This is a genomic window from Curtobacterium sp. SP.BCo, assembly GCF_051903265.1.
Taxonomy (GTDB): Bacteria; Actinomycetota; Actinomycetes; order Actinomycetales; family Microbacteriaceae; genus Curtobacterium.
In genome coordinates, this window is sequence record NZ_CP194337.1 from 1385664 (window position 1) to 1412340 (window position 26677).

Here is a 26677-nt window from a genome sequence, read left to right on the forward strand (position 1 = left end):
TCCTGGTCCACCTCACGAAGGGAATGCAATGACCCAGCTCAGTTGGGAGCTCTCCGGCTTCGGCGACGAGATCGACGCCGACCCCGCGATCCAGGTCGCGGTCCTCCAGGCGCTGGGGGCCAGCGCCATCGAGGTCCGCAGCGCATGGGGGGTGAACGTCGTCGACCTCGACGAGGACCAGCGCAGCGGCCTCCACCGCCTGTTCGAGGAACGCGGGCAGACCGTCTCCGCCATCGCCTCGCCGATCGGCAAGGTCGCCGTCGACGAGCCCGTCGAGCACGAGGTCGAACGACTCGGCCGCGCGATCGCGGCGGCCCACGCCCTCGGCACGACGAACATCCGGATCTTCTCGTTCTACTTCGAGGGCCGTGCGCCGGAGGACGTTCGCGACGACGTCCTCGTCCGGATGCGGGCCCTGGCCGACCTCGCCGAGCGCGAGGGCGTCACCCTGCTGCACGAGAACGAGAAGGACATCTACGGCGACGTCCCCTCGCGTGTGCTCGACATCGTCGAGAGCGTCGGGTCATCGGCGCTCCGCCTGGCCTGGGACAACGCCAACTACGTCCAGTGCGGCGTGCGACCGTTCACCGACGGCTGGACGCAGCTCGCCCCGTACGTCGACTACCTGCAGGTCAAGGACGCCCTCGCTGCCGACTCGTCCGTGGTGCCCGCGGGCGAGGGCGACGGCGAACTCCTGGAGACCCTCACCGCGCTCCGCGACGCCGGCTACTCCGGCTACGCCTCCCTCGAGCCGCACCTCAGCGACTTCACCAACCTCGGCGGGTTCTCCGGCCCCGCGGCCTTCGGTCGCGCCGGCCGCGCCCTCCGCACGCTCACCGACCAGATCGGAGTCACCCTGCGATGACCGAAGCAACCCCCCTGAAACTCGCCGTCGTCGGCGCCGGCGTCATCGGACGCCACCACGCCAAGGTCGCCGTCCACCACCCGGACCTGCAGGTCGTCGCCCTCGTCGACGCGATCCCCGCCGCCGCCACCAGCGCCGCCGACGAGATCGAGGCGATGGGCGTCGCGCGGCCGATCACCACCGAGACCATCGAGGAGGCGATCGCGCAGACCGACATCGACGTCGTCGCGATCTGCTCGCCGTCCGGCATGCACGTGCAGCTCGCCGAGGCCGCCCTGGCCGCCGGCAAGCACGTCGTCATCGAGAAGCCGCTCGACACCACGATGCCCCGGGCCCGGCAGATCGCAGCGCTCGCCGCCTCGGCCCGTTCGCGCGGGCTCGTCACGAGCGTGATCAGCCAGCACCGCTTCGACCCGGCCTCGGCCGCCGTCGCCGCCGCCGCGCACGACGGCGGGTTCGGCACCGTCACCTCCGGCCTGGCGAGCGTCGCCTGGTACCGGTCGCAGGGCTACTACGACTCCGGTGACTGGCGCGGCACGTGGGCGCTCGACGGCGGCGGCGCGGTGATGAACCAGGGCGTGCACACCGTCGACCTGCTCGTGTGGGCGCTCGGCCGCCCGGTGGAGATCTCCGCGCAGACCGGCCTCCTCGCACACGACCGCATCGAGGTCGAGGACACCGCCGTCGCGACCGTCCGGTTCGCCGGCGGCGCGCTCGGTGTGATCCACTGCACCACCGCCGCCTACCCCGGGCTCTCCGCCCGGTACGCCGTCCACGGCACGCACGGGTCCGCGATCGTCGACGACGACCGGCTCGCGTACTTCCACATCGCACCGGACAGCGCCACGCTCGAGTCGGCCTCCACCACCGCGAACGCCTCGGCGGTCGAGGGTGCGGTCGACCAGAAGGACCAGGTCGTCCCGCCGGAGCACGTCGTCGGCGGTCCGGCCGAACCCGACCACTTCGCCGCCGGGCACGGTCGGCAGTACACCGACATCGTCGCCGCGATCCGCGAGGGGCGCGAGCCCGGAGTCACCGTCGACGCGGCACTCGTCTCGCTCGCCACGGTCCGTGGGCTCTACGTCAGCGCGACGCTCGGACAGCCCGTCCGGATCGACGACGTGATCGAGGGCAAGTACGACGACGTGGTGCCCGTGGTGGGCGCCCACGAAGGAGCAGTCCGATGAAGTTCTCCGTGTTCACCGCCTCGACGCCCGACTGGACTCCGTCCGAGGCCGCTTCGACCCTGGCCGCCCAGGGCTGGGACGGCATCGAGTGGCGCGTCGTCGACGACCGCCCCGCCGACGGCGCCGAGGTGCCGGCCGGCCGCTCGTTCTGGGCGGGCAACAAGTCGACGTGGCAGTTCACCGGGATCGCGGACCAGGTCGGCGAGATCGCCCGGATCACCGACGCCGCCGGCCTCGAGTACTCCGGCATCGGCGGCTACCAGCAGGCGTCGAACCGGGACGGCGTCGACACGATGCTCCGGGTCACGAGCGAGCTCGGTGCCCGACAGGTCCGCGTCTCGATGCCGATGTACCGGCAGGAGAAGGAGCGCACCGGGGAGACCTACGCGCAGATCTTCGACCGGACCCGCGCCGACCTCGAGTGGGCGGTGGGCCGTGCGACGGAACTCGGGGTGAAGGCACTCGTCGAGCTCCACCACATGACGATCACGCCCTCGGCATCCGCGGCGCTCCGGCTCGTCGACGGCCTGGACCCCGCGCACGTCGGGGTGATCCACGACCTCGGCAACCTCGTGATCGAGGGGCAGGAGGACCACCTGGCGGCGTTCGAGCTCCTCGGCCCCTACCTGGCGCACGCCCACGTGAAGAACGCCCGCTGGGTCGACACGGGGGACACCCGCGGCGACGGCAGCACGATCTGGCAGAACGAGTGGGCGCCGCTGCGCACCGGCCAGGCCTCGGTGTCGGAGTACCTCGACGCGCTGCGCCAGGTCGGCTACGACGGCTGGGTCACCATCGAGGACTTCTCCACCGACCTCCCGCTCGAGGCCCGCACCGCCGACAACCTGGCGTACCTGCGGTCCCTCGTCCCGGTGTCGGCATGACCGGTCGCCGACCGCGCATCGTGCACCTCGGGGTGGGCGCGTTCGCGCGCGCCCACCTCGCCTGGTACACGCAGCACGCGTCGGGGGAGCCCTGGGGCATCACCGCCTTCACGAGCCGCTCGCCCGGCATGGCCGACGCCCTGACCGCCCAGGACGGCGCGTACACGCTCGTCACCCGTGCCGCGACCGGCGACACCGCCGAGGTGGTCGACACGATCGTGGCCGCCCACCCGGGCAGTGACGACGAGGCCTGGAGGCGCGTGCTCGCGTCCCCGGAGACGACCGTCGTCACGCTGACGGTCACCGAGCAGGGATACCGTGCCGGTTCCGACGTGTCGGCCCGGTTGGTCGCGGGGCTCGACGCCCGGCGGGCCGCGGGGTCCGGGCGCATCGCCCTGGTCAGCCTCGACAACCTGACGCACAACGGCGAGGTCCTCCGCGACGCGGTGGTGTCCGCCGTGACCGACCCGGCACTGCGGGCCTGGATCGACGAGCACGTGACGTTCCCGTCGTCGATGGTCGACCGGATCACGCCGGCCACCACCGACGCCGACGTCACCGAAGCCGCCGGGCTGCCGGGCGCGCTCGACGGCGACCGGGTGCCCGTCGTCACCGAGCCGTTCGCCGAGTGGGTGCTCGAGGACGCCTTCGACGGCATCGACCGGCCCGCGTGGGAGACCGCCGGCGTCCGGGTCGTCGACGACGTCACGCCGTACGAGCAGCGGAAGCTCTGGCTGCTCAACGGGTCGCACTCGCTCCTCGCCTACCTCGGCCTGCAGCTCGGGCACGAGACCGTGGCCGAGGCGATGGACGACCCGGTGTGCCGGAGCGCCGTCGAGCAGCTCTGGGACGAGGCCGCTCGCGAGCTCCCGTTGCCTGAGGCCGAGGTCGCCGCAGCCCGCGCTGCCCTGGTGGAGCGCTTCGCGAACCCCCGCATCCGGCACACCCTCCGGCAGATCGCCTCGGGCGGGTCCGAGAAGCTGCCCGTCCGCGTCGTCGACGTGGTCCGACGACGGCTGGCCCGTGACCCCTCCGCCGACGTCGGCCCGGGAGCCGCGTCGGCGATCGCCGCCTGGTGGCTGCACTGCACGACCCAGCCCGAACTGGTGGCCGACGCCGGGGCACCCGGGCCAGACTCGGACGTGCACGACGTCCTGGCCGTGATCGCCCCCGACCTCGACACCACACCCGTGGTCGCTGCCGTCACGGCCGCGGCCGACCGCATCCGCACCGCCGCGGCAGCCGCCCGCGAGCCCTCCGACGAAGGAGTCCACGCATGACCGACACCAGCACCACGAACCCCGCGGCGCCCGTCCCCGGGGCATCGGACGGCGGGCCGGCCACCGATCCGACCGCCGGCCGCCCGGACACCTGGGCCTCCACCGACCGCGGCCAGCTCATCGAGCGCGCCGAGGTCATCGTGACCAGCCCGAACCGTAACTTCGTGACGCTCAAGATCACGACCGTCGACGGCGTCACGGGCCTGGGCGACGCCACGCTGAACGGGCGTGAGCTCGCCGCCGCGGCGTACCTGTCCGAGCACGTCGTGCCGCTGATGATCGGGCGTGACGCCAGCCGCATCGAGGACGCCTGGCAGTTCCTCTACCGTTCGTCGTACTGGCGTCGGGGCCCGGTGACGATGGCCGCGATCGCCGCCGTCGACATGGCGCTCTGGGACATCAAGGGCAAGGTCGCCGGGATGCCCGTCTACCAGCTGCTCGGCGGGGCGTCGCGCACCGGACTGATGGCGTACGGACACGCCTCGGGCAAGGAGCTGCCCGAGCTGTTCGACTCCATCCGCGAGCACCAGTCCGAGGGCTACCGGTCGATCCGCGTGCAGACGGGGGTCCCCGGCCTGGAGAGCATCTACGGCATCGCGTCGAACAAGACGACCTCGGGCAACGAGGGGGTCCGCTACGACTTCGAGCCCGCCCAGCGCGGCGCGTTCCCCGCGATGGAGGACTGGGACACCCGTGCCTACCTGCGGCACGTGCCCACGGTGTTCGAGGCCGTCCGGAACGAGTTCGGCCCCGAGCTGCCACTGCTGCACGACGGCCACCACCGGATGACGCCGCTGCAGGCCGCGAAGCTCGGCAAGTCCCTCGAGCCGTACGACCTGTTCTGGCTCGAGGACTGCACCCCGGCGGAGAACCAGGAAGCGCTCCGGCTCGTCCGCCAGCACACCACGACGCCGCTCGCGATCGGCGAGGTCTTCAACACGATCTGGGACTTCAAGGACATCATCCGCGACCAGCTCATCGACTACGTGCGCGGAGCGGTCACGCACATGGGCGGCATCTCCCCGCTGAAGAAGACGATGGACTACGCGGCGATGTACCAGATCAAGTCCGGGTTCCACGGGCCGACCGACATCTCCCCGGTGGGCCTGGCGGCGCAGATGCACCTCGGGCTCGCGATCCACAACTTCGGCATCCAGGAGTACATGCAGCACGGGCCGAAGACGAACCAGGTGTTCCGGCAGACCTTCACGTTCACCGACGGCTACCTGCACCCGGGCGACGAGCCCGGCCTCGGGGTGTCGCTCGACGTCGACGAGGCCGGCAAGTACCCCTACGAGCAGGCCTACCTGCCGTTCAACCGGCTCGCCGACGGCACCGTCCACGACTGGTAGCGGGCAAGCTGGGCCGCATGGGGTTCGCGGACGTGGCGAGAGAACTGCTCCTCGTCGCGCCCGCGGACTTCGTCGCGGAGCGGACCGCCCGCCAGCGGGCGATCCGGAAGGACGACCGTGCACTCGCCACCGCGGTGGGGAAGCTCCGGAAGCCGGCACCGGCCGCGTGGGTGATCGACCTGCTGGCGCACGAGGGGGCGCTGGACGAGGCCGTCGACCTCGGACCGGCGATCCGCGCAGCACAGGCGACCGCCGACCCGGACGCGATCCGGACGCTCCGGCGGCAGCGCGCCGGCGTGGTCGAGGCCCTGGCGCAGGCCGGGGCGGACCTCGCGTCGGACGCCGGGCACCCCGCGACGGCGGCCGTCCTCGACCAGGTCCGCGCCACGATCGAGGCGGCGATGGTCGACCCGCACGCCGGCGCGGCCGTCCGCTCCGGGTTGCTCGTCCGCCCACTGGAGAGCGCGGGGTTCGACGACGTGGACCTCGACGGAGCACTCGCCGACCCGGATGCGGTGCCGGATGCCTGGTCGGGGAGCGGTGCTGCGCCGATCCCGATCGAACAGGGGAGGCGATCGCGGGTGGCGAGCCGCGCCTCCAGGCCTGCACCCGAGCCGGACCCGGAGCTGACGCCGACGCCGACGGCCGCGCGGAAGGCGGTGCGGGCGGGGACGGACGCCGCGCCGGAGACGAACGACGAGCCCGGATCGGGCGCCGCGCCGAAAACGGAGCGGAAGTCGCCGCAGTCCGGATCGTCACCGCCCGTCCGCGAGCCGAAGACCGACCCGGCGGCCGAGCGCCGCGCCGCGCGCCGGGCCGAGTCGGAGGCGCGCACCGCCTCGCGGGAGGCCGACGCCGCGCTCGACAGCGCGGAGGACGACCTGCAGACCGCGGAGGACCACCGCGCCGAACTCGAGCGCGCGCTGGCGGACGCGACCGCCGAGGTCGAACGACTCGGTCGCCTCCGGGACGAGGCTGAGGCAGCGAGCGATCGGGCACGTGCGGCGCTCACCGCTGCCCGGGACGCCCACCGAGGCCGGGCGTAGGGCCCGCGCGGCTCGTCTGGCGCACGTTCCTTCCCACAACGGCCGCGATGGAAAGCGGAATCGCGCATACCGGGTCGAAACAAACGACCTCCTATGCCCGAAACGACCTCCTACGCGCGGAACGACCTCCTCCGCGCGGAACGACCTCCTACGCGCGGAACGGCCCCGCCGGCCGGATCGTTACCCAACAGTTGTCGTTCTTGACGCGCTGCGTTGGAGCGGTCTAATCTCGGGCACCATGCTTCGGGCCGGCGATGGTCCGCCGGGCACGACCCCCGCAGCAGCACCGGGCGGCCCGGGTTCAGGACCCACATCATCGCCGACGATCGCCACCCGCAGCCTCCGCGCGGGCGGTGTCACCGGTGCGCGGCGCACCCCGGAGAATGCCGCGATGCGGGTCGAGCACTCCGGGGGCCCACCAGGAGAGACGACCCCATGTCGGAACCCCGCACCAACCGAACCAGCACCCTGACCCCGCCGAACGGCGTGCACGCCCCCGCAGGCGCACCCGCAGAAGGGCCCGCACCCGCACCCGCGGCCGGGACCACCGCGCCACCGCCAACCGCGCAGCGCGCCCCGTTCCTCGCCCGCCTCGGCATCCCGCACCCGCTCCGCTGGGGCTTCCTCGGTGTCCTCGTCTTCATGACCGGCGACGGCATCGAGTCGAACTTCATCGCCCCGCACATCGCCGGCGTGCTCGGGAGCGGCGGGACGGACAGCGCCGCGATGATCATCGGCATCTACGGGGTCGCGGTCCTCGTGGCGTCGTACTTCGCCGGTGTCCTCTCGGACCTCTGGGGCCCCCGCCGGGTGATGACCCTGGGTGCCGCCCTCTGGGTGGTGTTCCAGGTCGCGTTCCTCGCCGCGCTGCCGACCGAGTCCGTCGGGCTCATCGCACTGACGTACTTCCTCCGCGGGCTCGGCTTCCCCCTGTTCGCGTTCGCGTTCCTGTGCTGGATCAACCACACCGTCGCCCGCGAGCGGAACGCCACCGCCGTCGGGTGGTTCTACGTGGTCTTCACCGGCGGCCTGCCGACCCTCGGTTCGCTCGTCGCGATCGGTACCATCCCGGCGTTCGGCGGGGGCTCGCTCGGCGAGACCTGGTCGATGGCGCTGTCGCTCCTGTTCGCCGTCGTCGGCTGGGTGATCGTCCGCTTCGGAGTGCACGAGCCCACCGGGCTCTTCCGCATCGCGCCGCGCGAATCCTCCGCCGCCCGGGTGCTCGCCTCCGGCATCGAGGTGTGCGTCCGGCGCCCGAAGGTGCTCCTCGCGGTCGTCATCCGGCTCGTGAACACGGCGCCGGAGTTCGGCATGTTCGTGATCATGCCGGCGATCATCGGCACCGAGCTCGGCTGGGGCCAGTCGAAGTGGCTGACGATGACGGTCATCGTGTACGCCGGCAACATCCTCTTCAACGCCTTCTTCGGTGCGCTCGGCGACCGCATCGGCTGGATCCGGACCGTGAAGTGGTTCGGCATCGCGGCCTCGGCGGTCGGCCTGCTCGCCTGGTGGTACGTGCCGCACCTGGTGCCCGCCGGTTCCGAGTGGGGCTTCTGGCTGGCGACCGCTGCGGGCACGGTGTTCGGCATCATGCTCGCCGGGTTCACGCCGATGGGCGCGGTCGTCCCGGCCTTCGCCGGCGAGGAACGGCGCGGTGCGGCGATGGCGATGTACGCGACCGCCGCCGGGGGCGCGACCTTCCTCGGCAACGCGGTCGTGAGCGTTGTCCTGCCGTGGGGCGGACCCGGCGGCGTGGTCTGGGCGTTCGTCGCCCTCTACGCCGTCGCCTTCGTCGTGCTGTCCTTCCTGAAGCTGCCGAAGGACGCGGAGGCTGCCGGTCACTAGGCGACGAACAGCCGGCCTGGAGGCGCGGGGCGGCCCCGCCACGCGCCTCCTGGCCGACCTGTGTCCACGTCCAGGACGTGGGCCGACACGCCCGGACCGGTGCTGCTAGACTCGGTGACTGACTTCGGCGAGGGCCGCGCATGCGCGGCCGTGATCGACGCGGTGGGAGAGCCGGCCCAGTCCTGGGAGCGTTCCTCACGCGTGTACGCGTTCGAGTTGCAACACCACAGACCCCACGATGCCGGCACCCCGGTGTCGCCCCCGAGACCAGGAGACATCATGGCCGACTACACCAAGCTCGCAGCGGAAGTCCGCACCAAGTTCGGCAAGGGCGCTGCCCGCAAGCTCCGCGCCGCCGACAAGATCCCCGCGGTCGTCTACGGTCACGGCACCGAGCCGCAGCACATCACCCTGCCGGGCCACGAGACCATGCTGCTCGTCCGCACCGCCAACGCGGTCGTCGACCTCGACATCGAGGGTGCGGCCCAGCTCGCCCTCGTCAAGGACGTCCAGCGTGACCCGGTGCGCCAGATCATCGAGCACATCGACCTCGTGGTCCTGCGCCGCGGCGAGAAGGTCACGGTCGACGTGCCCGTCGTCGTCGAGGGCGAGTCCTTCTCCGGCACGATCCACGTACAGGACCTGAACACCATCTCGCTGCTCGTGCTCGCCACGGACATCCCCGAGCACGTCGTCGTCGACGTCGAGGGCCTCGAGGACGGCACGCAGATCCACGCCTCGCAGCTCACCCTCCCCGAGGGCGCCGAGCTCGAGACCGACCCCGAGGCGCTGGTCGTCGCGATCGTCACCCCGCGTGGCACCGCTGACGACGACGCTGCCGACGAGGCAGCGGCCGAGGCCGGCGCCGAAGCCGGTGCCGAGGGCGGCTCCGCCCCGGTCGACGGCGAGTAACACCCCCTTCGCGGACACCTGGTCGACGCTGTGACGCTGTGCGCATGACCACCGGCACCCTCATCGTGGTCGGGCTCGGGAACCCCGGGCCCGGCTACGCGGGGAACCGTCACAACGTCGGCCAGATGGTCCTCGACGAACTCGCCGCCCGGATGGGCGCGACGTTCAAGAAGCACAAGACGCCGAACCAGGTCGCCGAGGGGCGTCTGGTCCCCGGTGGCCCGAAGCTCGTGCTCGCCAAGCCGGGCTCGTTCATGAACACCTCCGGCGGCCCGGTGTCGAGCGTGCTCGGGTTCTACAGCGCCACCCCGGAGTCGCTCGTCGTCGTGCACGACGAGCTGGACCTGCCGTTCGACACCGTGCGCCTCAAGGGCAACGGCGGGCACGGCGGGCACAACGGGCTGCGCGACATCATCAAGTCGACCGGCACCAACGAGTTCGCCCGCGTGCGGATCGGCATCGGCCGACCCCCTGGGCGCCAGGACCCCGCCGACTACGTGCTGCGCGACTTCTCGCCGACCGAGAAGAAGACGCTGCCGAACCTGCTCGCCGACGGCGCCGACGCGGTCGAGGCGATCGCGGACCTCGGCCTGCTCGCGGCGCAGCAGCGCATCCACGCTCCGTCCTGATCCGCCCCGGCGCCGCATGGTCCCCGAACTGGGGGACCACCGTGTACCCTGCCGGTCGGTAGCGTCGCCGACGGGGCGATCGTCCCCGACGGCGAGGGGGGCGGACGTGGGACGACCGGCACACCGGGCGGTGCTCGGCATGCTGCCCGCCGTGGTCGCGGTCACGGCGGCGTGTGTCGTGGCCCTGCTCAGCCCGGACCACGCCGTCGCAGCGACCGAGACCTGGACACCGATCACCGCCGAGTCCTCCGCGCCGCCGGTCGCCACCGCACTCGGCGCACCGAACGACGTGCACCACGCCGCCGACGGGTCGTTGCTCGTCGCGGACTTCTCCGCGAACGGCCTGCTGCGCCGGTCGGTCGCGGGCACCTGGAGTGTGGTCGCACCCTTCGGCACGGGGCGGGGCGACATGTGGAACCCGTCGGCCGTGACCACCGCGTCCGACGGCCGCATCGTCGTCGCGGAAGCCGGACGACCGGCGCTGACGGTCCTCGACGCAGGCGGGACCGTGCTCTCGCGGACCGTCCCTCCGGCTCGTCGTGCGGTCTCCGAGCTCGCCGTGACCGGTACCACGGTGTACGCGGCGGTGCCGGGCAGCGGCTCGCTGTTCACCACCGAGCTCGGGTCGGACACGTGGTCCACGGTCGCCGGGCCCTGGACGGACCCGAGCGGTGTCGCGCTGTCCGCCGACGGAGCGACCCTGACCGTGTCGGATGCGGGCACCGACGAGGTCTGGCAGGTCGAGCGGGACACGGGGGTGGTGACGGCCCTCGGGTTCCCGGCTGACGGGCTGTCCCGACCGCGCGGGGTGGCGGTCGACGGCGGGGACGTCTTCGTGGTCGACCACGGTCGCGGATCGGTGTGGGCGCGGACGGACGGAGTCTGGTCGATGGCGTTCGGGGCTGCTCCGGACGGCTCGCGGCTCCTGGACCCGACCGCGGTGTCCGTCGGGCCCGGCCGGGAGCTCGTCGTGGCGGACTACAACCGGCAGCGAGTCGTGACGGCCGTCTCCTCGGGACGGGCGGCCCCGGCGCCCGGTCCGAGCACGACGCCGACGCCGACGCCGACGCAGACGCCGACGCAGACGCCGACGCCGACGCAGACGCCGACGCCGACGCCGGCGCAGACGCCCGATCCGACGGCCGAGCCCTCGCCGTCGGCGACCGTCGGGCCACGACCGGGCGGCACAGCGACCACCGCGCCGGTGCCGACCACCGGGCCGCCCGACGACCTGCCGACGGAACCGACGACGGCCCCCGGCCGCGAGGCGACCCCGTCGCCCACCGTGGGTGGTCCCGGCGACGGCTCCGTGCCTCCAGGCGGCCGCTCGCTCGCGGCGGGACCGGGCCGTCTCGCCTGGACGGGTGCCCCACCCCTCGTCCCCGTCCTCCTGCTGGCAGCGGCCCTCGTCCTCGGCGGGCTCGCCCTCGGACTGCGCCGGACCCGCCCCGTTCGCTCCCCGCGCACGCCGGACGCGGTGTCGGACACCCCCGGTACCATGTCCTGAGTGACGATCTCGGGCATCATCCCTGCGCTCTCGCGCGCCTCCGCGTTCGATCGCGTCCTGCGCACGGCGAACCGCGACGCCGACTTCTCGGTCGTCGACGGCTTGCGCGTCCCGCTCCTCGGCGCGCTGCTGGCCGAGCGGAACGGGCCACAGTGCGTCTTCGTGATCACGGCGACGGGGCGTGAGGCCGAGGCGGTCCGTGACGCCGTCGGCAGCTACCTGCCCGATGCCGAGGTCCTCGAGTTCCCGGCGTGGGAGACCCTGCCGCACGAGCGCCTCAGTCCCAGCGCGCAGACCGTGGGGACGCGCATCGCGACCCTCCGGAAGCTCGCCGCGTGGCAGGACGCCCCGGCCACCGACCGCCGCACGACCGTCGTCGTGGCGAGCGTGCGAGCGGCGCTGCAGCCGATCGCGGGCAACCTGACGTCGCTCGCGCCGATCGTGCTGCGCACCGAGTCCCGTGGCAACGACCTCGGCACCATCGCCGGGCAGCTCGTCGACATGGCGTACGCCCGCGTCGACCTGGTCACCCGTCGCGGCGAGTTCGCCGTCCGCGGTGGCATCCTCGACGTCTTCCCGCCGACGGCCGACCACCCCGTGCGCGTGGACTTCTTCGGCGACGAGATCGAGGCGATCAAGGCCTTCTCCGTCGCCGACCAGCGCACCACCGACGACGACCTCGGCTCGGTCGAACTCACGGCCTCGCGCGAACTCCTGCTCAGCGACGACGTCCGGCAGCGCGCGCGGGAGATGCTCCACGAGTTCCCGAACCTGTCCCAGATGCTCGCGAAGATCGCCGAGGGGATCCCGGTCGAGGGCATGGAGTCCCTCGCGCCGGCGCTCGTGCAGGACCTCGTGCCGGTGACGCACTACCTGCCGCCCGAGTCGATCATCGCCGTGCTCTCACCCGAGCGCGTCAGCGGCCGTGCGCACAGCCTCGCCGAGACGAACACCGAGTTCCTGCAGGCTGCCTGGAGCGCCGCCGTCGCCGGGGCCCAGGCGCCGATCGACCTCGACGCCGGCAACTTCCTCTCCGTGCAGCAGCTCAAGCTCGGTCGCGGGCAGCGCACCTGGTGGACGGTGTCCCCGTTCGACTCCGGGCTCGACGAGGGGGACGCCGAGCGCGTCCTCACCGACGCCGAGGCCGTGGCCGAAGCGGGCGACTACATCCGCGTCCGGGCCGAGGCGATCCCGAGCTTCGCCGGCAGCGCCGACGGAGCGATCGCACACGTCAAGCAGCTCACCGACGACGGGTGGGCCGTCGTCGTGACCGCGCAGGGCCAGGGGTTGGTCGAGCGCGCGGTGCAGGTGCTCGCCGACGCGGGGGTCGCCGCCCGTGCCGAGGACCTCACCGCGCCCCCGGCCCCGGGCGTCGCCGTCGTCACGACCGCCGTCGTCGAGCACGGCTTCGCCACCCCGGAACCGCGCATCGCCGTCCTGAGCGAGGCCGAGTTCTACGGCCGCAGCGTCCAGCAGGGTGCGCGCACCGTCAAGAAGCTCGCGAGCCGTCGCAAGAACGTCGTCGACCCGCTGCAGCTGAAGCCGGGCGACGTCGTCGTGCACGCCACCCACGGCATCGGCAAGTTCGTGGAGCTCGTCTCGCGCGAGGTCTCCAGCGGCGGCCGCAACGCCGTGAAGACGCAACGCGAGTACCTCGTGCTCGAGTACGCGCCGTCGAAGCGCGGCTACCCGGGCGACAAGCTGTTCGTCCCCACCGACCAGCTCGACCAGCTCTCGCGCTACGTCGGCGGTGAGTCGCCGAGCCTGTCGAAGATGGGCGGCAGCGACTGGTCCGCGGCGAAGAGCAAGGCGCGCAAGGCCGTCCGCGACATCGCCGTCGACCTCGTGAAGCTCTACTCCGCGCGGATGGCGTCGAAGGGGCACGCGTTCGGGCCGGACACCCCGTGGCAGCGCGAGCTGGAAGAGGCGTTCCCGTTCGCGGAGACCGCCGACCAGCTCACCACCATCGACGAGATCAAGCGCGACATGGAACGCCCGATCCCGATGGACCGCCTGCTCTCCGGCGACGTCGGCTACGGCAAGACCGAGGTCGCGATCCGCGCCGCGTTCAAGGCCGTGCAGGACGGCAAGCAGGTCGCCGTGCTCGTGCCGACGACGCTGCTCGTCCGGCAGCACATGGAGACCTTCCAGGAACGCTTCGCCGGCTTCCCGGTGCACCTCCGCGCCCTGAGCCGGTTCCAGACCGAGAAGGAGTCGAAGGAGACGATCGCCGGGCTCGCGGACGGCACGGTCGACATCGTCATCGGCACGCACCGGATCCTGTCGCAGGGCATCCAGTTCAAGGACGTCGGACTCGTCATCATCGACGAGGAACAGCGCTTCGGCGTCGAGCACAAGGACCAGCTGAAGAAGCTCAAGACGAACGTGGACGTCCTCGCGATGTCCGCGACACCGATCCCGCGGTCCCTCGAGATGGCGGTGACCGGCATCCGGGAGATGTCGACGCTCGCCACGCCGCCGGAGGACCGGCACCCGATCCTCACGTTCGTCGGGCCCCAGTCGGACCTGCAGGTCGCCGCGGCCATCCGCCGCGAGCTCCTCCGCGAGGGCCAGGTGTTCTACGTGCACAACCGCGTCAAGGACATCCAGTCCGTGGCGTCGCACCTCGCCGAGATCGTGCCGGACGCCCGCATCGCCGTCGCGCACGGGCAGATGTCGGAGAGCACCCTCGAGCAGGTCATGGTCGACTTCTGGGAGCGCCGGTTCGACGTCCTGGTGTCCACCACGATCGTCGAGACCGGCCTGGACATCGCCAACGCGAACACGCTCATCATCGACAAGGCGGACAAGTACGGGCTCTCGCAGCTCCACCAGCTCCGTGGTCGCGTCGGGCGTGGCCGGGAGCGTGGCTACGCGTACTTCCTCTACGACGCCGACAAGCCGCTGTCCGAGACCGCCCAGGACCGCCTCGAGACGATCGCGGCGAACAACGAGCTCGGTGCCGGCATGCAGGTGGCGATGAAGGACCTCGAGCTCCGCGGCGCCGGCAACCTGCTCGGCGGCGAACAGTCCGGGCACATCGCCGGCGTGGGCTTCGACCTGTACCTCCGCATGATCGGCGAGGCCGTCTCGCAGTTCCGCGGGGACGTCGCCGAGGGGCAGACCGAGCTCCGGCTCGAGATCCCCGTCGACGCGCACATCCCCGAGGACTACGTCGAGTCCGAACGGCTGCGGCTCGAGGCGTACCAGAAGCTCTCCGCCGCCTCGGCCCCGGCTGCCCAGGCGGAGGGGATCGACATGGTCCTCGACGAGCTCACCGACCGGTACGGGCAGCCGCCGCAGGCGGTGAAGACCCTCGTCGAGGTGTCCCGCCTCCGCCGCATGGCACAGCAGGTCGGGCTGTCGGACGTCGTCGTGATGGGCTCGAACCTGCGCGTCGCGGGCAAGGAGCTGCCGGACTCGGCCCAGGTGCGGCTCAAGCGGATGTACCCGGGCGCCCGGTGGTTCCCGCAGCAGGACGCCGCCAGCATCCCGCTGCCGAAGCCGCACGGCGAGACGCTGCCGGACGACGCGCTCATCGACTGGGTGGAGAGCATCCTCACGGCCGTGTACGGCGCCTCGAAGGCGCCGGCGGAGACGCCCGCCGCGTAGCTGCGGCGCCGCGCCGTGGTGGCGAGTGACGTCGGACGGGAGGCACGGTGCGGGCTGGCACCGCGCCTCCAGACCGGTGGGTGGCGCCGCAGCGGCGGGGCCGGCACCCGCGGGGTGCTACTCGGTCGCCTCGGCCTCGGACAGTGCACGGCGCGCCCGGTACAGACGCGCCCGCACGCTCACCACGACGGCGGACGCGACGATCGCGATCCCGGAGCCGACCAGCACCGCGAGCACGCCCTCGTCGAGGATCTCCTCGTTCTGCGCGAACGCGAGCTCGTTCATGAGCAGCGACACGGTGAACCCGATCCCGCCGAGCACCCCGACGGTCACGATCGACCAGAACGACAGCGTCGCCCGACCGGGAGCCCGGAAGATCCGGGTCGCGACCGCCCCGAACAGCGTGATGCCGATGACCTTGCCGACCGGAAGCGCGAGGACGACGGCCCAGAACGTGGGGGAGAGCTCGCCGATGCCGACCGCCGGCACGACGACCGCGGCCGAGGCGAACGCGAACACCGGCAGGACGATCGCGTTCGACCACGGCTCGACGTTCTCGTGCAGGGTGTGCCCGGGACGGCGGGGCAGCACCAGGCCGAGCGCCACGCCCGCGATCGTCGCGTGGACGCCCGAGTGGTGGACGAGCCACCACGTGATCAGGCCGAGCAGGGCCATGCCCGCGATGACCCACGCCTGCCCGGGGCGACCCGGGCGGAGGGCCTTGCCGAGCAGCCAGAACAGCGCGAGGACCACGACGGCGCCGCCGAGCGCCACGAAGTCGGTGTCGTGCGCGAACACCACGGCGATGATGACGATCGCGATGAGGTCGTCGAGCACGGCCAGCGCGAGCAGGAAGACCCGGAGCGTGGACGGCAGGCCACGGCCGAACATCGCGAGGACGCCGAGCGCGAAGGCGATGTCCGTCGCGGTCGGGATCGGCCAGCCGTGGCCGTAGGGCGTGCCGACGGTGACCGCGAGGTACACGCCGGCCGGCACCAGCACGCCGCCGACCGCCGCGATCGCGGGGATGATCGCGGTCTTCGGGTTGGAGAGCTCCCCGGCGACGAGCTCGTGCTTGAGCTCGATCGCGACCAGCAGGAAGAACACCGCGAGCAGACCGTCGCTGATCCAGTGCGACACCGAGAGGTCCAGCCCGACGACCCCCCACGGCGCGTGCACGTGCAGGACGTCCTCGAGCCCGGGCCCGAGCGGCGAGTTCGCCACGAGGAGGCCGAGCACGGCGGCGGTGAGGAGCGCGATGGCGCTGAAGCGGGGGGAGCGGACGAGTGCGGACATGGAGCTCCGTCGTTCGGGGTCGGGTGCGGACTCGTCGACCAGACTTCCCGACACGCCTCGAGCAGTTTACCGGTCGGCGCTGACACCCGCCGTGCGAGCATGACGGCATGACCGCCGTCTCGGACCTCGTCGCCGTCGTCGACCGCCTGCTCGACCCCGACTCCGGGTGCGTGTGGAACCGGGCACAGGACCACGCGTCGCTCGCACGCTACGTGGTCGAGGAGTCGTACGAACTCGTCGACGCCATCGACTCCGGCGACGACGAGGACCTGCGCGAGGAGCTCGGCGACGTGCTCTACCAGGTGGTGCTGCACGCGGGACTCGCGTCGTCCTTCGACCTCGAGGACGTCGCCGCCGGTGCCCGGGACAAGATGGTGCGCCGGCACCCGCACGTGTTCGGCGACGAGCGGGCGGACACCGTCGAGGACGTCGTGCGCGTCTGGCGGGCGGCGAAGGCGGCAGAGAAGTCCTCGCGCCGGAGCGCCTTCGACGGGGTGCCACGGGCGATGCCGCCGCTCGAACGTGCGGTGAAGCTGCTGGAACGCCTGGAGGAACGTGGAGACGCCGCCGCGGTCGTCGCCTCGGTGGTCGGCCGGGTCCAGGGCGCGCCGGTCGCGTCCGACGTGCCGGTCGGTCCTGACGTGCCGGTCGCTCCTGACGTGCCGGTTGCTCCTGGCGGCGGTGCGCGAGCCGGCGGCGTCGACCGGGGCTGGGGCGCAAGGCTGCTCGCGTCGGTCGCGGAGGCGAGGGACGCCGGGATCGACCCGGTCGCGAGCCTGCGTGCCGCCGTGGCGGAGCTGGAGACGGCGGGTCGCGCGGCGGAGTGAGCCGCGCCGGGGGAGTGAGCCGCGCCGGGGAGTGGCGCGGGGCACGGGCGTGCCGTCCGCGTACATCGCGGCAGCGCGACGTCCGGCCCGCGGACGGCAGGAGAATGCGGGCGTCCTCCCAACCCGAAAAAAGGAGGACGCCCGCGAGCGGGCAGTCGGCACCACCAGGGACAGAGGTGCCGACAGGGAAGCCCGCTCGAACCGCGGGGCACACTGCAGCACGTTGCCCTCGCGATCGGTCCGGCAGATGGATCAGGCATCCGCCGGACCGAGGTTCTGGATTCAGAATATCAGCAGGTTGGAGGCTGCACAACCCCGCGATGCCCGTCTGCCAGAATTGCCCCATGGCTTCGACCGTGACGGCACCCCGTGGCATGCGCGACTTCCTCCCGGCGGACAAGGCCCGGCGTGAGCACGTGCTCGGCGTGATCCGCGGGGTGTACGCCCGGCACGGGTTCGACGAGATCGAGACCCCGGTCGTGGAGGACGCCGCCCGCCTGCACTCCGGTCTCGGTGGCGACAACGAGAAGCTCGCGTTCGCCGTCATGAAGCGCGGACTCGGCACCGACGACCTGCAGCGCGCCCAGGCACCGCTCGACCTCGCCGACCTCGGCCTGCGGTTCGACCTGACGGTCCCGCTCGCCCGGTTCTACGCCTCGCACCGTGCCGAGCTGCCCGCGGTGTTCCGGTCCGTGCAGATCGCGCCGGTCTGGCGGGCGGAGCGTCCGCAGAAGGGGCGCTACCGGCAGTTCGTGCAGTGCGACATCGACATCCTCGGCGAGCCGGGGCAGCTCGCCGAGATCGAACTGATCCACGCGACCACCGCGGCGCTCGACGCGCTCGGGATCGGCGGCACCACGATCCGGATCAACGACCGACGGATCCTCCTGGCGCTGCTCGCGTCATGGGGGATCACCGAGCAGTCGGCGGCTGACCGTGCCCTCATCACGATCGACAAGCTCGACAAGATCGGGCCGGACGGCGTGGCAGCCGAGCTGCGCGAGACGATCGGGGCAGAGTTGCCCGGGCTCGAGGACACGATCCGTGCGCTCGAGTCCGCCGACTGGGACGCCGTCGCCGGCGCGGACTGGCTCGACGCCGACGCGTTCGACGACCTCCTGCGGCTGCGGACCGCGCTGCCCGGAGTCGACCTGCGCTTCGACCCGACGCTCGTGCGCGGCATGGGGTACTACACGGGCACGATCTTCGAGGTGGCGCACCCCGACTTCGGCTACAGCCTCGGTGGCGGCGGACGGTACGACGGGATGATCGGCCGGTTCCTCGGGCAGGACGTGCCCGCAGTCGGGTTCTCGCTCGGGTTCGAGCGGCTCGTCGACCTGGTGACCCTGCCGGAGGCGAACGAGTCCGATGCCGTCGTCCTCGTCTACGACAAGGACGTCGATCCGGTCCGGCTCGCCGCGCTCAAGGCCGAGGCCCTGGACGGACACCGCCGGGTCCGGCTCGAACGACGGACGAAGAACACGAAGAACCTGCTCGCGGGGCTCGTCGAGCAGGGGTTCGACGCGTTCGCCTCCGTGCGCGCCGACACCGAGTCGCTCGAGGGCCTGGAGTTCCGCCCGCTCGCGTGAGTTCTCCACCGGCGGCGTCATGCGCGCCTCGTGTTCACCTGCGCCTCGGTAGGATCGATCCCGCAATCACCACAACCGAACGTGTAGGGAGTACCCCGTGGCCGTGATCGATGCCGTAGGAGCACGCGAAGTCCTCGATTCCCGAGGCAACCCGACGGTCGAGGTCGAGGTCCTCCTCGACGACGGCGTCGTGTCCCGCGCGCTCGTCCCCTCCGGTGCCTCCACCGGTGCGTTCGAGGCGTACGAACTCCGTGACGGAGACAAGGCCCGCTACGGCGGCAAGGGCGTCCTCAAGGCCGTCGACGCCGTCCTCGACGAGATCGGCCCGGCGCTCGAGGGCTTCGACGCCACCGACCAGCGCCTCGTCGACGCCGCGCTCATCGAGCTCGACGGCACCGAGAACAAGTCCCGCCTCGGCGCGAACTCGATCCTCGGCGCATCGCTCGCCGTGGCCCGTGCCGCCGCCGACTCGGCCGACCTGCCGCTGTTCCGCTACCTCGGCGGCCCGAACGCGCACACCCTGCCCGTGCCGCTGATGAACGTCGTGAACGGTGGCGCCCACGCCGACACCAACGTCGACATCCAGGAGTTCTTCCTCGTGCCCTACGGCGCCGAGTCCTTCTCCGAGGCGCTCCGCTGGGGTGTCGAGACGTACCACGCCCTCAAGGGCGAACTGAAGAAGCAGGGTCTCGCGACCGGCCTCGGCGACGAGGGCGGCTTCGCGCCGGAGCTCGCGTCGAACCGTGCCGCGCTCGACTTCCTGCTCGCCGCGATCGAGAAGGCCGGCTTCACGCCGGGCAAGGACATCGCGCTCGGCCTCGACGTCGCCTCGACCGAGTTCTTCAACGACGGCAAGTACTCGTTCGAGGGCAAGCAGCTGTCGAGCGAGGAGTTCACCGCGTACTTCGCCGAGCTCGTCCGCGACTACCCGCTCGCCACGATCGAGGACCCGCTGGCCGAGGACGACTGGGCCGGCTGGACCCACCTGACCGCCGAGCTCGGCGACAAGGTGCAGATCGTCGGCGACGACCTGTTCGTCACCAACCCGAAGCGTCTGCAGCGGGGCATCGACGAGAAGGCCGCGAACTCGATCCTCGTCAAGGTGAACCAGATCGGCACCCTGACCGAGACCCTCGACGCCGTCTCCCTGGCGCACCGTCACGGCCTCACCTCGATCCTGTCGCACCGCTCCGGCGAGACCGAGGACACCACGATCGCGGACATCGCGGTCGCGGTCGACGGTGGCCAGATCAAGACCGGCGCACCGGCCCGTTCGGACCGCGTCGCGAAGTACAACCAGCTGCTCCGCATCGAGGAAGAGCTCGGCGACGCCGCGGTGTACGCCGGTCGCTCGGCCTTCCCGCGGTCGGCTGCCCTGTAACCAGCACGCCGCACGAGACGCCGTCCTCCTCCGGGAGGGCGGCGTCTCGTCGTTCCACGGGGCCACGGGGCCGTGGGGCCGCGGGCCCGCGGTGCCTCGTGGCACTGGTCGCACGACGTGCCGCACGCCGGACGTCGAGGTCGCACGACATGCCGCACGCGCCGCGCGCAGGCGACACTTCGTGCGACCTCGGCGACACGCGCTCGGCGTGTCCCGCGCGGCGCACCCGCCCCGCGTGTCCCGCGCCGCGCACCCGCGCCGTCCATCCGCCACCCGCGCCGCACCCGCGGCCCCCACCCGCGCCGCGCGCCCGCGTCCGGCCACCAGCGAGCCGGCCATCCGCGGGTCGTGACCGGCGGGGCGGGGGTGAGCCGTGCCTCCAGACCGGGCTGAGAGGGTGCCGAGCGAGGCGGTCCGCACCGCGTGCCGACCCGACGGACCCGCGACGTCGGGTTATCGTCGACCCGTGCCCAGCCAGAAGCCCCGCGTCCGCCGCGTCCCCGTGGCCATGCCGGAGCACGGCGCGTCCGAGCAGCCGTGGTACCGGTCGATCCGGTTCTCGGGCTTCAGTCTGCTCATGCTGGCGATCATCGTGCTCTTCGTCGTCGTCCTCGCGCCGTCGCTCCGCACGCTCATCCAGCAGCAGGAGCAGATCGCGCAGCAGCAGCGCGAGGTCGCGAGCCAGAAGGCCGACGTGGCGCAGAAGAAGAAGGACGTCGCGCGCTGGGACGACCCCGCCTACATCGAGGCGCAGGCGCGCGACCGACTCCTCTACGTGTACCCGGGCGAGGAGAGTTACCTCGTGATGGGCGCGGAGAACAGCAAGGCGGACCGCACTCCCACGACGGACTCCGGCACCCCCGTGAGCTCCACCGTGCAGACGCCGAAGGTCGACTGGGTGCAGGCGATGCTCTCGTCCGTGCTGACCTCGGGGCTGACCGACGAGACCAAGCAGGAACTCGTCGCACCGGACGTCTCCGGCACCGGCGACACCAAGTAGGTGCTGGCGCGGGACTCCGGTAGGCTCACGTTCCCGTGACGACCCCTCCCTTCGACCCGCCCTCCGACCACGACGTCCAGGTCGTGTCGGCGCAGCTCGGCCGACCGGCGCGCGACGTCATCGGGATCGCGGCACGCTGCGTCTGTGGCAACCCCACGGTCGTCTCCACGAAGCCCCGTCTGTCGAACGGCACCCCGTTCCCGACGTTCTACTACCTGTGCCACCCTGCGGCCACCGCCGCGGTCAGCACCCTCGAGGCCAACCAGGTCATGCCGGAGCTGGCAGCCCTGCTCGAGGACGACACCACCGCGGCCGCGTACCTCGCGGCCCACGAGTCCTACCTGGCCGATCGCGATTCGATCGAGCACGTCGACGAGATCGACGGCATCAGCGCCGGTGGCATGCCCACCCGTGTGAAGTGCCTGCACGCCCTCGTCGGCCACGCCCTCGCCGCCGGACCCGGCGTCAACCCCATCGGCGACCTCGCGCTCGAGCGCGCGGACTGGTCGCCCTCCCGGTGTGAGTGCCGGGCGTATGATGGCGGTGCAGACGCTGGAGTCGGGGCGGGTGGCGGCGAAGTCTGACTCGACTCCCGACCCCACACCCAAGGAGATCATCCCCCGTGCCCAAGATCCTCGTCGTCGGCGGCGGTTACGCCGGCTTCTACACCGCCTGGAAGCTCGAGAAGCACCTTCGCCAGGGCGAAGCCGAGGTCGTGATGGTGGACCCGCTGCCGTACATGACGTACCAGCCGTTCCTCCCCGAGGTCGCCGCCGGTTCCATCGAGCCGCGCCACGCGGTCGTCGCGCACCGTCGTCACCTCAAGAAGACGCGCGTCGTCACCGCGAAGGTCACGAAGGTCGACCACGCCGCCAAGACGGCGACCATCACCCCGGCCGAGGGTGCGGCGTGGGAGGAGTCCTACGACCAGATCGTCATGACCGCCGGCGCGGTGTCGCGGACCTTCCCGATCCCGGGCGTCGCGGACGAGGCCATCGGCCTCAAGACCATCGAAGAGGCAGCGGCCATCCGCGACAAGATCCTCACGAACTTCCACAAGGCGGCGAACCTGCCGGCCGGTCCCGAGCGCGACCGCCTGCTGACCGTCGTCGTCGTGGGCGGTGGCTTCGCCGGCATCGAGGTGTTCGCCGAGCTCCGCTCGTTCGTCACCGACCTGCTGAAGAGCCACCCGCAGCTCTCCTTCGACGACACGCACTTCCACCTCGTCGAGGCGATGGGCCGCATCATGCCCGAGGTCTCGCTCGAGACGTCGCACTGGGTGCTCAAGAACCTCGCGCAGCGCGGTGCCACCGTGCACCTCGAGACGCAGCTGGCCTCCGCGGTCGGCGGTGTGTGCGAGCTCAAGTCGGGCGACGGCGCGATCGAGAAGATCGAGTCCGACCTCATCATCTGGACCGCCGGCGTCATGGCGAACCCGATGGTCAAGGGCACCGATTTTCCGCTCGAGCAGCGCGGCCGCATCCGCGTGCAGCCCGACCTCCGCGTCGTCGACGACAACGGCGTGATCGCCGACGCCTGGGCCTGCGGTGACGTCGCGGCCGTCCCGGACCTCACCGGCGGTGGCGTCGGCGGCTTCTGCGTGCCGAACGCCCAGCACGCGGTCCGTCAGGCGAAGCAGCTCGCGAAGAACGTGGTCGCCACCCTCCGCGGCGAGGCGACGAACGACTACAAGCACGAGAACCTCGGTGCCGTCGCGGGCCTCGGTCTCGGCATCGGCGTGTTCCAGTCCGGCAAGTTCGCGATGAAGGGCTTCCTCGCGTGGGGCGCCCACCGTGGCTACCACGGCCTGGCGATGCCGTCGTGGGAGCGCAAGTGGCGCGTCATCGGCGACTGGGTGGGCGGCTTCTTCCTCGGCCGCGACATCGCGTCGCTCGACGACCGCGAGACCCCGCGTGCTGCCTTCGAGGCGTTCGCGTCGCGTCCGAAGCCTGCTGCCGAGGCCCCGGCGCCCGCTGCCGCACAGGCTCCGGCCGAGGGCCAGCCCGCCGGGACCGCCGGTCCCGCGTACGGCGAGCCGGCGAAGGACGTCTCGAACGACGCCGAGCCGGTGAAGGCCGAGGCCGACGCCAAGTAGCGACACGCTCGACGACCGAGGCGGTCACCCCGACGGGGTGGCCGCCTCGGCCCGTCGGTAGGCTGTTGCGGCCCGCCCCCGTGGCCCAATCGGTAGAGGCACGCGACTTAAAATCGCCGAGTTGTGGGTTCGAGTCCCACCGGGGGTACGTCAGGCGCACCGAGTCTCGGCCTGGACGACGGTCCTCGCGCTCGGGTGCGCGAGAACTGTCGCCCAGCACGAGTCTCGGCCTCCGGCGGAGCCGGCGCGGCGCCGCCGGCCCGGCGCCGCCGGCCCGGCGCCGCTGCCCGGCACTACGATCGAGTCTCGTGGCCAGTCTCGGAAGCGCGCTCGCGAACCTGCGGAACGCCCTCGGCCGCCCCGAGGCACACGTCGAGGTCGTCGACGGCGAGACCGTCCCCGTCGGCATGCTCCTCGGCACCCTCGGCGCCCTGCTCCTCGACGCCGGCAGCTCCGTCACCGATGTCCGTTCCGCGCTCGAGAAGGCCCGCGACGCAGCCGGCGTGGGACCGACGCTCGCCGTGGGGGTGCTGCCCGCGCTGGTGATGGTCAGCGAGACCGCGACGGGCGCCGCCACCATCGTGAACACCGAGGGCGTCGAGTTGTCGTCGCGCCAGGCGGCCCGGGCGAACCGGCTCGTCCTCGGTCTGGAGAGCGGCTCCATCGCCCTCGCCGAGATCCCCGCGCGCGTCCGTGCCATCCGCGCCGGCACGACCCCGCCACCCGCGTTGCCGTGGATCCTCGGCAACGCCCTGACCGCCGCCGGCCTCACCGTCGTGTTCCGGTGCCCCTGGTGGGCGATCCTCGTCGCGCTGGGTGCCGGAGCCCTCGTCGGCGTGCTGGGGCTCGCGCTCCGACGCTTCCGCGAGGCCGTCGCCGTCATCCCGTTCCTGGCGGCCTTCCTGTCGACGACGATCGTCGGACTCGTGGCCGCCGGCACCGGGTTCGACCACGTCCCGCTGTTCGCGGTGTGTGCGCCGGTGGCGGTGTTCGTGCCCGGGGCGCTCATCACGAACGCGCTGCTGGAGCTGACCGCGTCGGACATCGTCACCGGGTCGTCGCGGTTGATGCAGGGCCTCATCATGCTCGGCTTCATGGCCGCCGGCATCGCCTCGGGCAGTGCGCTCACCGGGCTGCACGTCGACCCGTCGTCGGCCGCACTCGTCGGCGAGGTCGCGGGCGTCGGCACGGAGCGCGGCGGGTGGGAGGCCGTCCCGCCGTACTGGGTGTCGTGGGTCGCGGTCGTCGTCCTCGCGGTGGGGCTCGGCCTGGTGTTCCGGTCCGGGTGGCGCCTGACGCTGGTCTCGGTCGCGGTCATGACGACCGCGTACGCCCTGGTGAGCGGGATCACGCCGGTGTGGGGGAGCGTCGTCGCGACCGGTGCGACGGCGGCGTTGCTCTTCGTCGCGACGCGGCTCCTGGAGCGGCTCGTGCCGGCGATCCCGGCGACCGTCTCGTTCTTCCCGGCGTTCCTGCTGCTGGTGCCCGGCACCGTGGGGTTGGTCGCGGTCGCGACGTTCGACCCCGAGGCCCTGGCGACACCCCTGGCGACGTTCGTCAGCCTGTGCATCGGCACGAAGATCGGCGGGCTCCTGCCCGGTCTCTTCGCGCGGAACGCGCCCCACCGCGGGTAGTGCGCGCCGGACGGGAGGCGCGGGGCGGGGCCGCCCCGCGCCTCCCGTCCGCTACGGCTCGAGCAGCAGGCCCGCGGCTTGGTCGTCCGCGGCCGTCGCCTTGGCGACGTAGTGCACCTTCTTGCCGGTCGCGTTGTACGGCAGCTCGGCGACGAACCGGTACCGCCGCGGCCGCTTGTAGCGCGCGAGCCCGGGATGCGAGCCAGTCCACTCCTCGAGCGCGGCGGCTGCGGCGACGTCGTCGTCGGGCAGCCGACCCGGCGCGCGGACGACGTACGCCGTGACGACCTCGCCCCAGCGCTCGTCGGGGACCCCGACCACGATCGAGTCCGCGACGCCCGGGTGCTCCTGCAGGGCCGCCTCCACCTGCACGGGGTGCACGTTCTCGCCGCCGGAGATGATCATGTCGTCCTTGCGGCCGACGATCGTCACGCGCTCGTGCTCGTCCCACGTCGCGAGGTCGCCCGGGTAGAACCAGCCGTTCGCGAACTTCTCCGCCTCGAGCCCCGGGTTCCGGTAGGAGTAGCCGGACTTCACCGTGCGGACCGCGAACTCACCGATCTCGGAGCCGTCCTTCGGCACGGTGTCCGTCGGGTCGGCGAGCCGGTCCTCGTAGACGCGCACCACGGCGACGTCGTCGTCGGTGCTCGCCCGGCCGGTGGAGCCGGCGCCGTCGGGGAAGTCCTCGGGCCGGAGGAACGTGTTCCAGAACGTCTCGGTCGTGCCGTACCCGTTGAAGATCCGCGGGGAGAGGAGCTCCTGGTAGCGGAGCGCCGCGGCACGGTCGAGCGGGGCGCCCATGGTCACGATGCCGTGCAGGCTCGACAGGTCGCGGGGCTGTGCCTCCTGGGCGTTCGCGAGCTGCACGAGGTTCGGCGGGGCACCGATGAGGAACGTCAACCGTTCGGACTCGACGAGGTCGAGCACGCGGTCGGCGTCGAAGTGCCGGAGCGTGGTGAGTTCGGCGCCGACGTAGAACACCGGGTTCGGGCCGCCGGAGTACAGGCCACCGCGGTGGAAGAGCGGGGACATGTTGAGCGTCTTGTCGAACGGGCTGAGCGGGAAGTGCATGATCACGTCGTGCGCGCTGAGCACCTCGACGAGGCTCGGCAGCGGCACGGGTTTCGGACGGCCCGTGGTCCCCGAGGTGTACAGGCGCGTGGTCTCGTCGTAGGTGCTGCGCGGCATCGTGGCGGCGAGTTCGTCGTCGGTCACGGGATCCGCGGCGAGCAGCTCGGCGAACGGGACGTCGTCGCGGGTGCCCTCGCCGACCACGACGACGTGCTCGGGGGTGTGCGGCGCGCTGCCGAGGGCAGCCGTGATGTCGGCGGTCCGATCGGCGTCGTACACGAGGACCACGGGCGCGGAGTCCTCGACGATGAACGCGACCTCGTCGGGGGCGAGCCGGAAGTTCGTCGGCGAGAACACCGCGCCGATGCGCTGGCACGCCAGGTACAGCAGGGCGAACTCCGGCGAGTTGAACAGCTCGACCATCACGACGGAGCCGTGACCCACCCCGTGCCGCACGAGCCATCCACCGACCCGGTCGACGTCGGTGCCGAGCTCGGCGTACGTCCACGACCGGCCGCTCCCCGGGTCCCGCAGCGCCGGCCGGTCCGCGAAGCGGTGCGTGTTCCGGGCGAAACCGTTCGCGTAGGTGTAGCTCGACTCGAAGACCTCGCGGAACCGGGTCGGGTCGTAGTCGGATCGGGATTCGGTCATCGTCGCTCCCTGAA

General features: G+C 72.1%; 20 protein-coding genes and 1 tRNA gene. 19 read left to right on the forward strand and 2 right to left on the reverse strand.

Annotation, left to right across the window (positions count from 1 at the left end):
- Positions 1-28: 28 nt before the first annotated feature.
- The 11 genes from ACRQ4B_RS06725 to mfd all read left to right on the forward strand — a co-directional run bounded on the left by ACRQ4B_RS06725 (position 29) and on the right by mfd (position 15119).
- On the forward strand, positions 29-865 hold the full coding sequence (locus ACRQ4B_RS06725; RefSeq protein WP_439693917.1) for a sugar phosphate isomerase/epimerase family protein: 837 nt from the start codon (positions 29-31) through the stop codon (positions 863-865).
- Entirely contained in the window at positions 862-2052 is a 1191-nt protein-coding gene (locus ACRQ4B_RS06730; RefSeq protein ID WP_439693918.1) for a Gfo/Idh/MocA family oxidoreductase, read from the forward strand. Before ACRQ4B_RS06725 ends, ACRQ4B_RS06730 begins: the two co-directional genes overlap by 4 nt.
- Positions 2049-2936: a sugar phosphate isomerase/epimerase family protein gene (locus ACRQ4B_RS06735; RefSeq protein ID WP_439693919.1), complete on the forward strand. Its 888-nt coding sequence runs from the start codon at positions 2049-2051 to the stop codon at positions 2934-2936. Before ACRQ4B_RS06730 ends, ACRQ4B_RS06735 begins: the two co-directional genes overlap by 4 nt.
- Complete coding sequence (locus ACRQ4B_RS06740; RefSeq protein ID WP_439693920.1) at positions 2933-4216, forward strand: mannitol dehydrogenase family protein; 1284 nt, start codon at positions 2933-2935, stop codon at positions 4214-4216. Before ACRQ4B_RS06735 ends, ACRQ4B_RS06740 begins: the two co-directional genes overlap by 4 nt.
- Positions 4213-5568, forward strand: a complete 1356-nt coding sequence (gene manD, locus ACRQ4B_RS06745) for a D-mannonate dehydratase ManD (protein ID WP_439693921.1) — start codon at positions 4213-4215, stop codon at positions 5566-5568. The genes ACRQ4B_RS06740 and manD overlap by 4 nt, the downstream gene beginning before the upstream one ends.
- Positions 5569-5585: 17 nt before the next feature.
- Positions 5586-6614, forward strand: a complete 1029-nt coding sequence (locus ACRQ4B_RS06750; RefSeq protein WP_439693922.1) for a hypothetical protein — start codon at positions 5586-5588, stop codon at positions 6612-6614.
- 435 nt (positions 6615-7049) lie between these two features.
- On the forward strand, positions 7050-8459 hold the full coding sequence (locus ACRQ4B_RS06755) for an RbtT/DalT/CsbX family MFS transporter (RefSeq protein ID WP_439693923.1): 1410 nt from the start codon (positions 7050-7052) through the stop codon (positions 8457-8459).
- A 279-nt stretch (positions 8460-8738) separates the two neighbouring features.
- The gene (locus tag ACRQ4B_RS06760) at positions 8739-9371 is read left to right on the forward strand and encodes a 50S ribosomal protein L25/general stress protein Ctc (RefSeq protein ID WP_439693924.1); all 633 of its coding nucleotides are present in this window, start codon (positions 8739-8741) and stop codon (positions 9369-9371) included.
- A gap of 44 nt (positions 9372-9415) precedes the next feature.
- Positions 9416-10000: an aminoacyl-tRNA hydrolase gene (gene pth, locus ACRQ4B_RS06765; protein WP_439693925.1), complete on the forward strand. Its 585-nt coding sequence runs from the start codon at positions 9416-9418 to the stop codon at positions 9998-10000.
- Positions 10001-10106: 106 nt separating this feature from the next.
- Positions 10107-11507: a hypothetical protein gene (locus ACRQ4B_RS06770; protein ID WP_439693926.1), complete on the forward strand. Its 1401-nt coding sequence runs from the start codon at positions 10107-10109 to the stop codon at positions 11505-11507.
- Positions 11508-15119: a transcription-repair coupling factor gene (gene mfd / locus ACRQ4B_RS06775; RefSeq protein ID WP_439693927.1), complete on the forward strand. Its 3612-nt coding sequence runs from the start codon at positions 11508-11510 to the stop codon at positions 15117-15119.
- A 117-nt stretch (positions 15120-15236) separates the two neighbouring features.
- Here mfd and nhaA read toward each other — a convergent pair whose 3' ends face one another.
- Positions 15237-16415 (reverse strand): Na+/H+ antiporter NhaA, encoded by a 1179-nt coding sequence (nhaA, locus tag ACRQ4B_RS06780; RefSeq protein WP_439693928.1) that lies wholly within the window; start codon positions 16413-16415, stop codon positions 15237-15239.
- Positions 16416-16522: 107 nt separating this feature from the next.
- On the opposite strand from nhaA, the gene ACRQ4B_RS06785 reads away from it, so the two are divergent.
- The 8 genes from ACRQ4B_RS06785 (at position 16523) to ACRQ4B_RS06820 (ending at position 24941) form a co-directional block, all read left to right on the forward strand.
- Positions 16523-17242, forward strand: coding sequence for a MazG family protein (locus tag ACRQ4B_RS06785; RefSeq protein WP_439693929.1), 720 nt, complete (start codon positions 16523-16525; stop codon positions 17240-17242).
- 344 nt (positions 17243-17586) lie between these two features.
- On the forward strand, positions 17587-18831 hold the full coding sequence (gene hisS / locus ACRQ4B_RS06790; RefSeq protein ID WP_439693930.1) for a histidine--tRNA ligase: 1245 nt from the start codon (positions 17587-17589) through the stop codon (positions 18829-18831).
- A 97-nt stretch (positions 18832-18928) separates the two neighbouring features.
- Positions 18929-20212 (forward strand): phosphopyruvate hydratase, encoded by a 1284-nt coding sequence (gene eno / locus ACRQ4B_RS06795; RefSeq protein ID WP_079238360.1) that lies wholly within the window; start codon positions 18929-18931, stop codon positions 20210-20212.
- A 466-nt stretch (positions 20213-20678) separates the two neighbouring features.
- Entirely contained in the window at positions 20679-21212 is a 534-nt protein-coding gene (locus tag ACRQ4B_RS06800) for an FtsB family cell division protein (protein ID WP_439693931.1), read from the forward strand.
- A gap of 35 nt (positions 21213-21247) precedes the next feature.
- Positions 21248-21796: a DUF501 domain-containing protein gene (locus ACRQ4B_RS06805; protein WP_439693932.1), complete on the forward strand. Its 549-nt coding sequence runs from the start codon at positions 21248-21250 to the stop codon at positions 21794-21796.
- A gap of 38 nt (positions 21797-21834) precedes the next feature.
- On the forward strand, positions 21835-23307 hold the full coding sequence (locus ACRQ4B_RS06810) for an NAD(P)/FAD-dependent oxidoreductase (protein ID WP_439693933.1): 1473 nt from the start codon (positions 21835-21837) through the stop codon (positions 23305-23307).
- Between the two features lie 74 nt (positions 23308-23381).
- A tRNA-Leu gene (locus tag ACRQ4B_RS06815) sits at positions 23382-23455 on the forward strand.
- Positions 23456-23615: 160 nt separating this feature from the next.
- The gene (locus ACRQ4B_RS06820; protein ID WP_439693934.1) at positions 23616-24941 is read left to right on the forward strand and encodes a threonine/serine exporter family protein; all 1326 of its coding nucleotides are present in this window, start codon (positions 23616-23618) and stop codon (positions 24939-24941) included.
- A gap of 51 nt (positions 24942-24992) precedes the next feature.
- Here the strand turns inward: ACRQ4B_RS06820 and ACRQ4B_RS06825 are convergent, their stop codons facing one another.
- On the reverse strand, positions 24993-26663 hold the full coding sequence (locus ACRQ4B_RS06825) for a class I adenylate-forming enzyme family protein (protein WP_439693935.1): 1671 nt from the start codon (positions 26661-26663) through the stop codon (positions 24993-24995).
- Positions 26664-26677 lie beyond the last annotated feature (14 nt).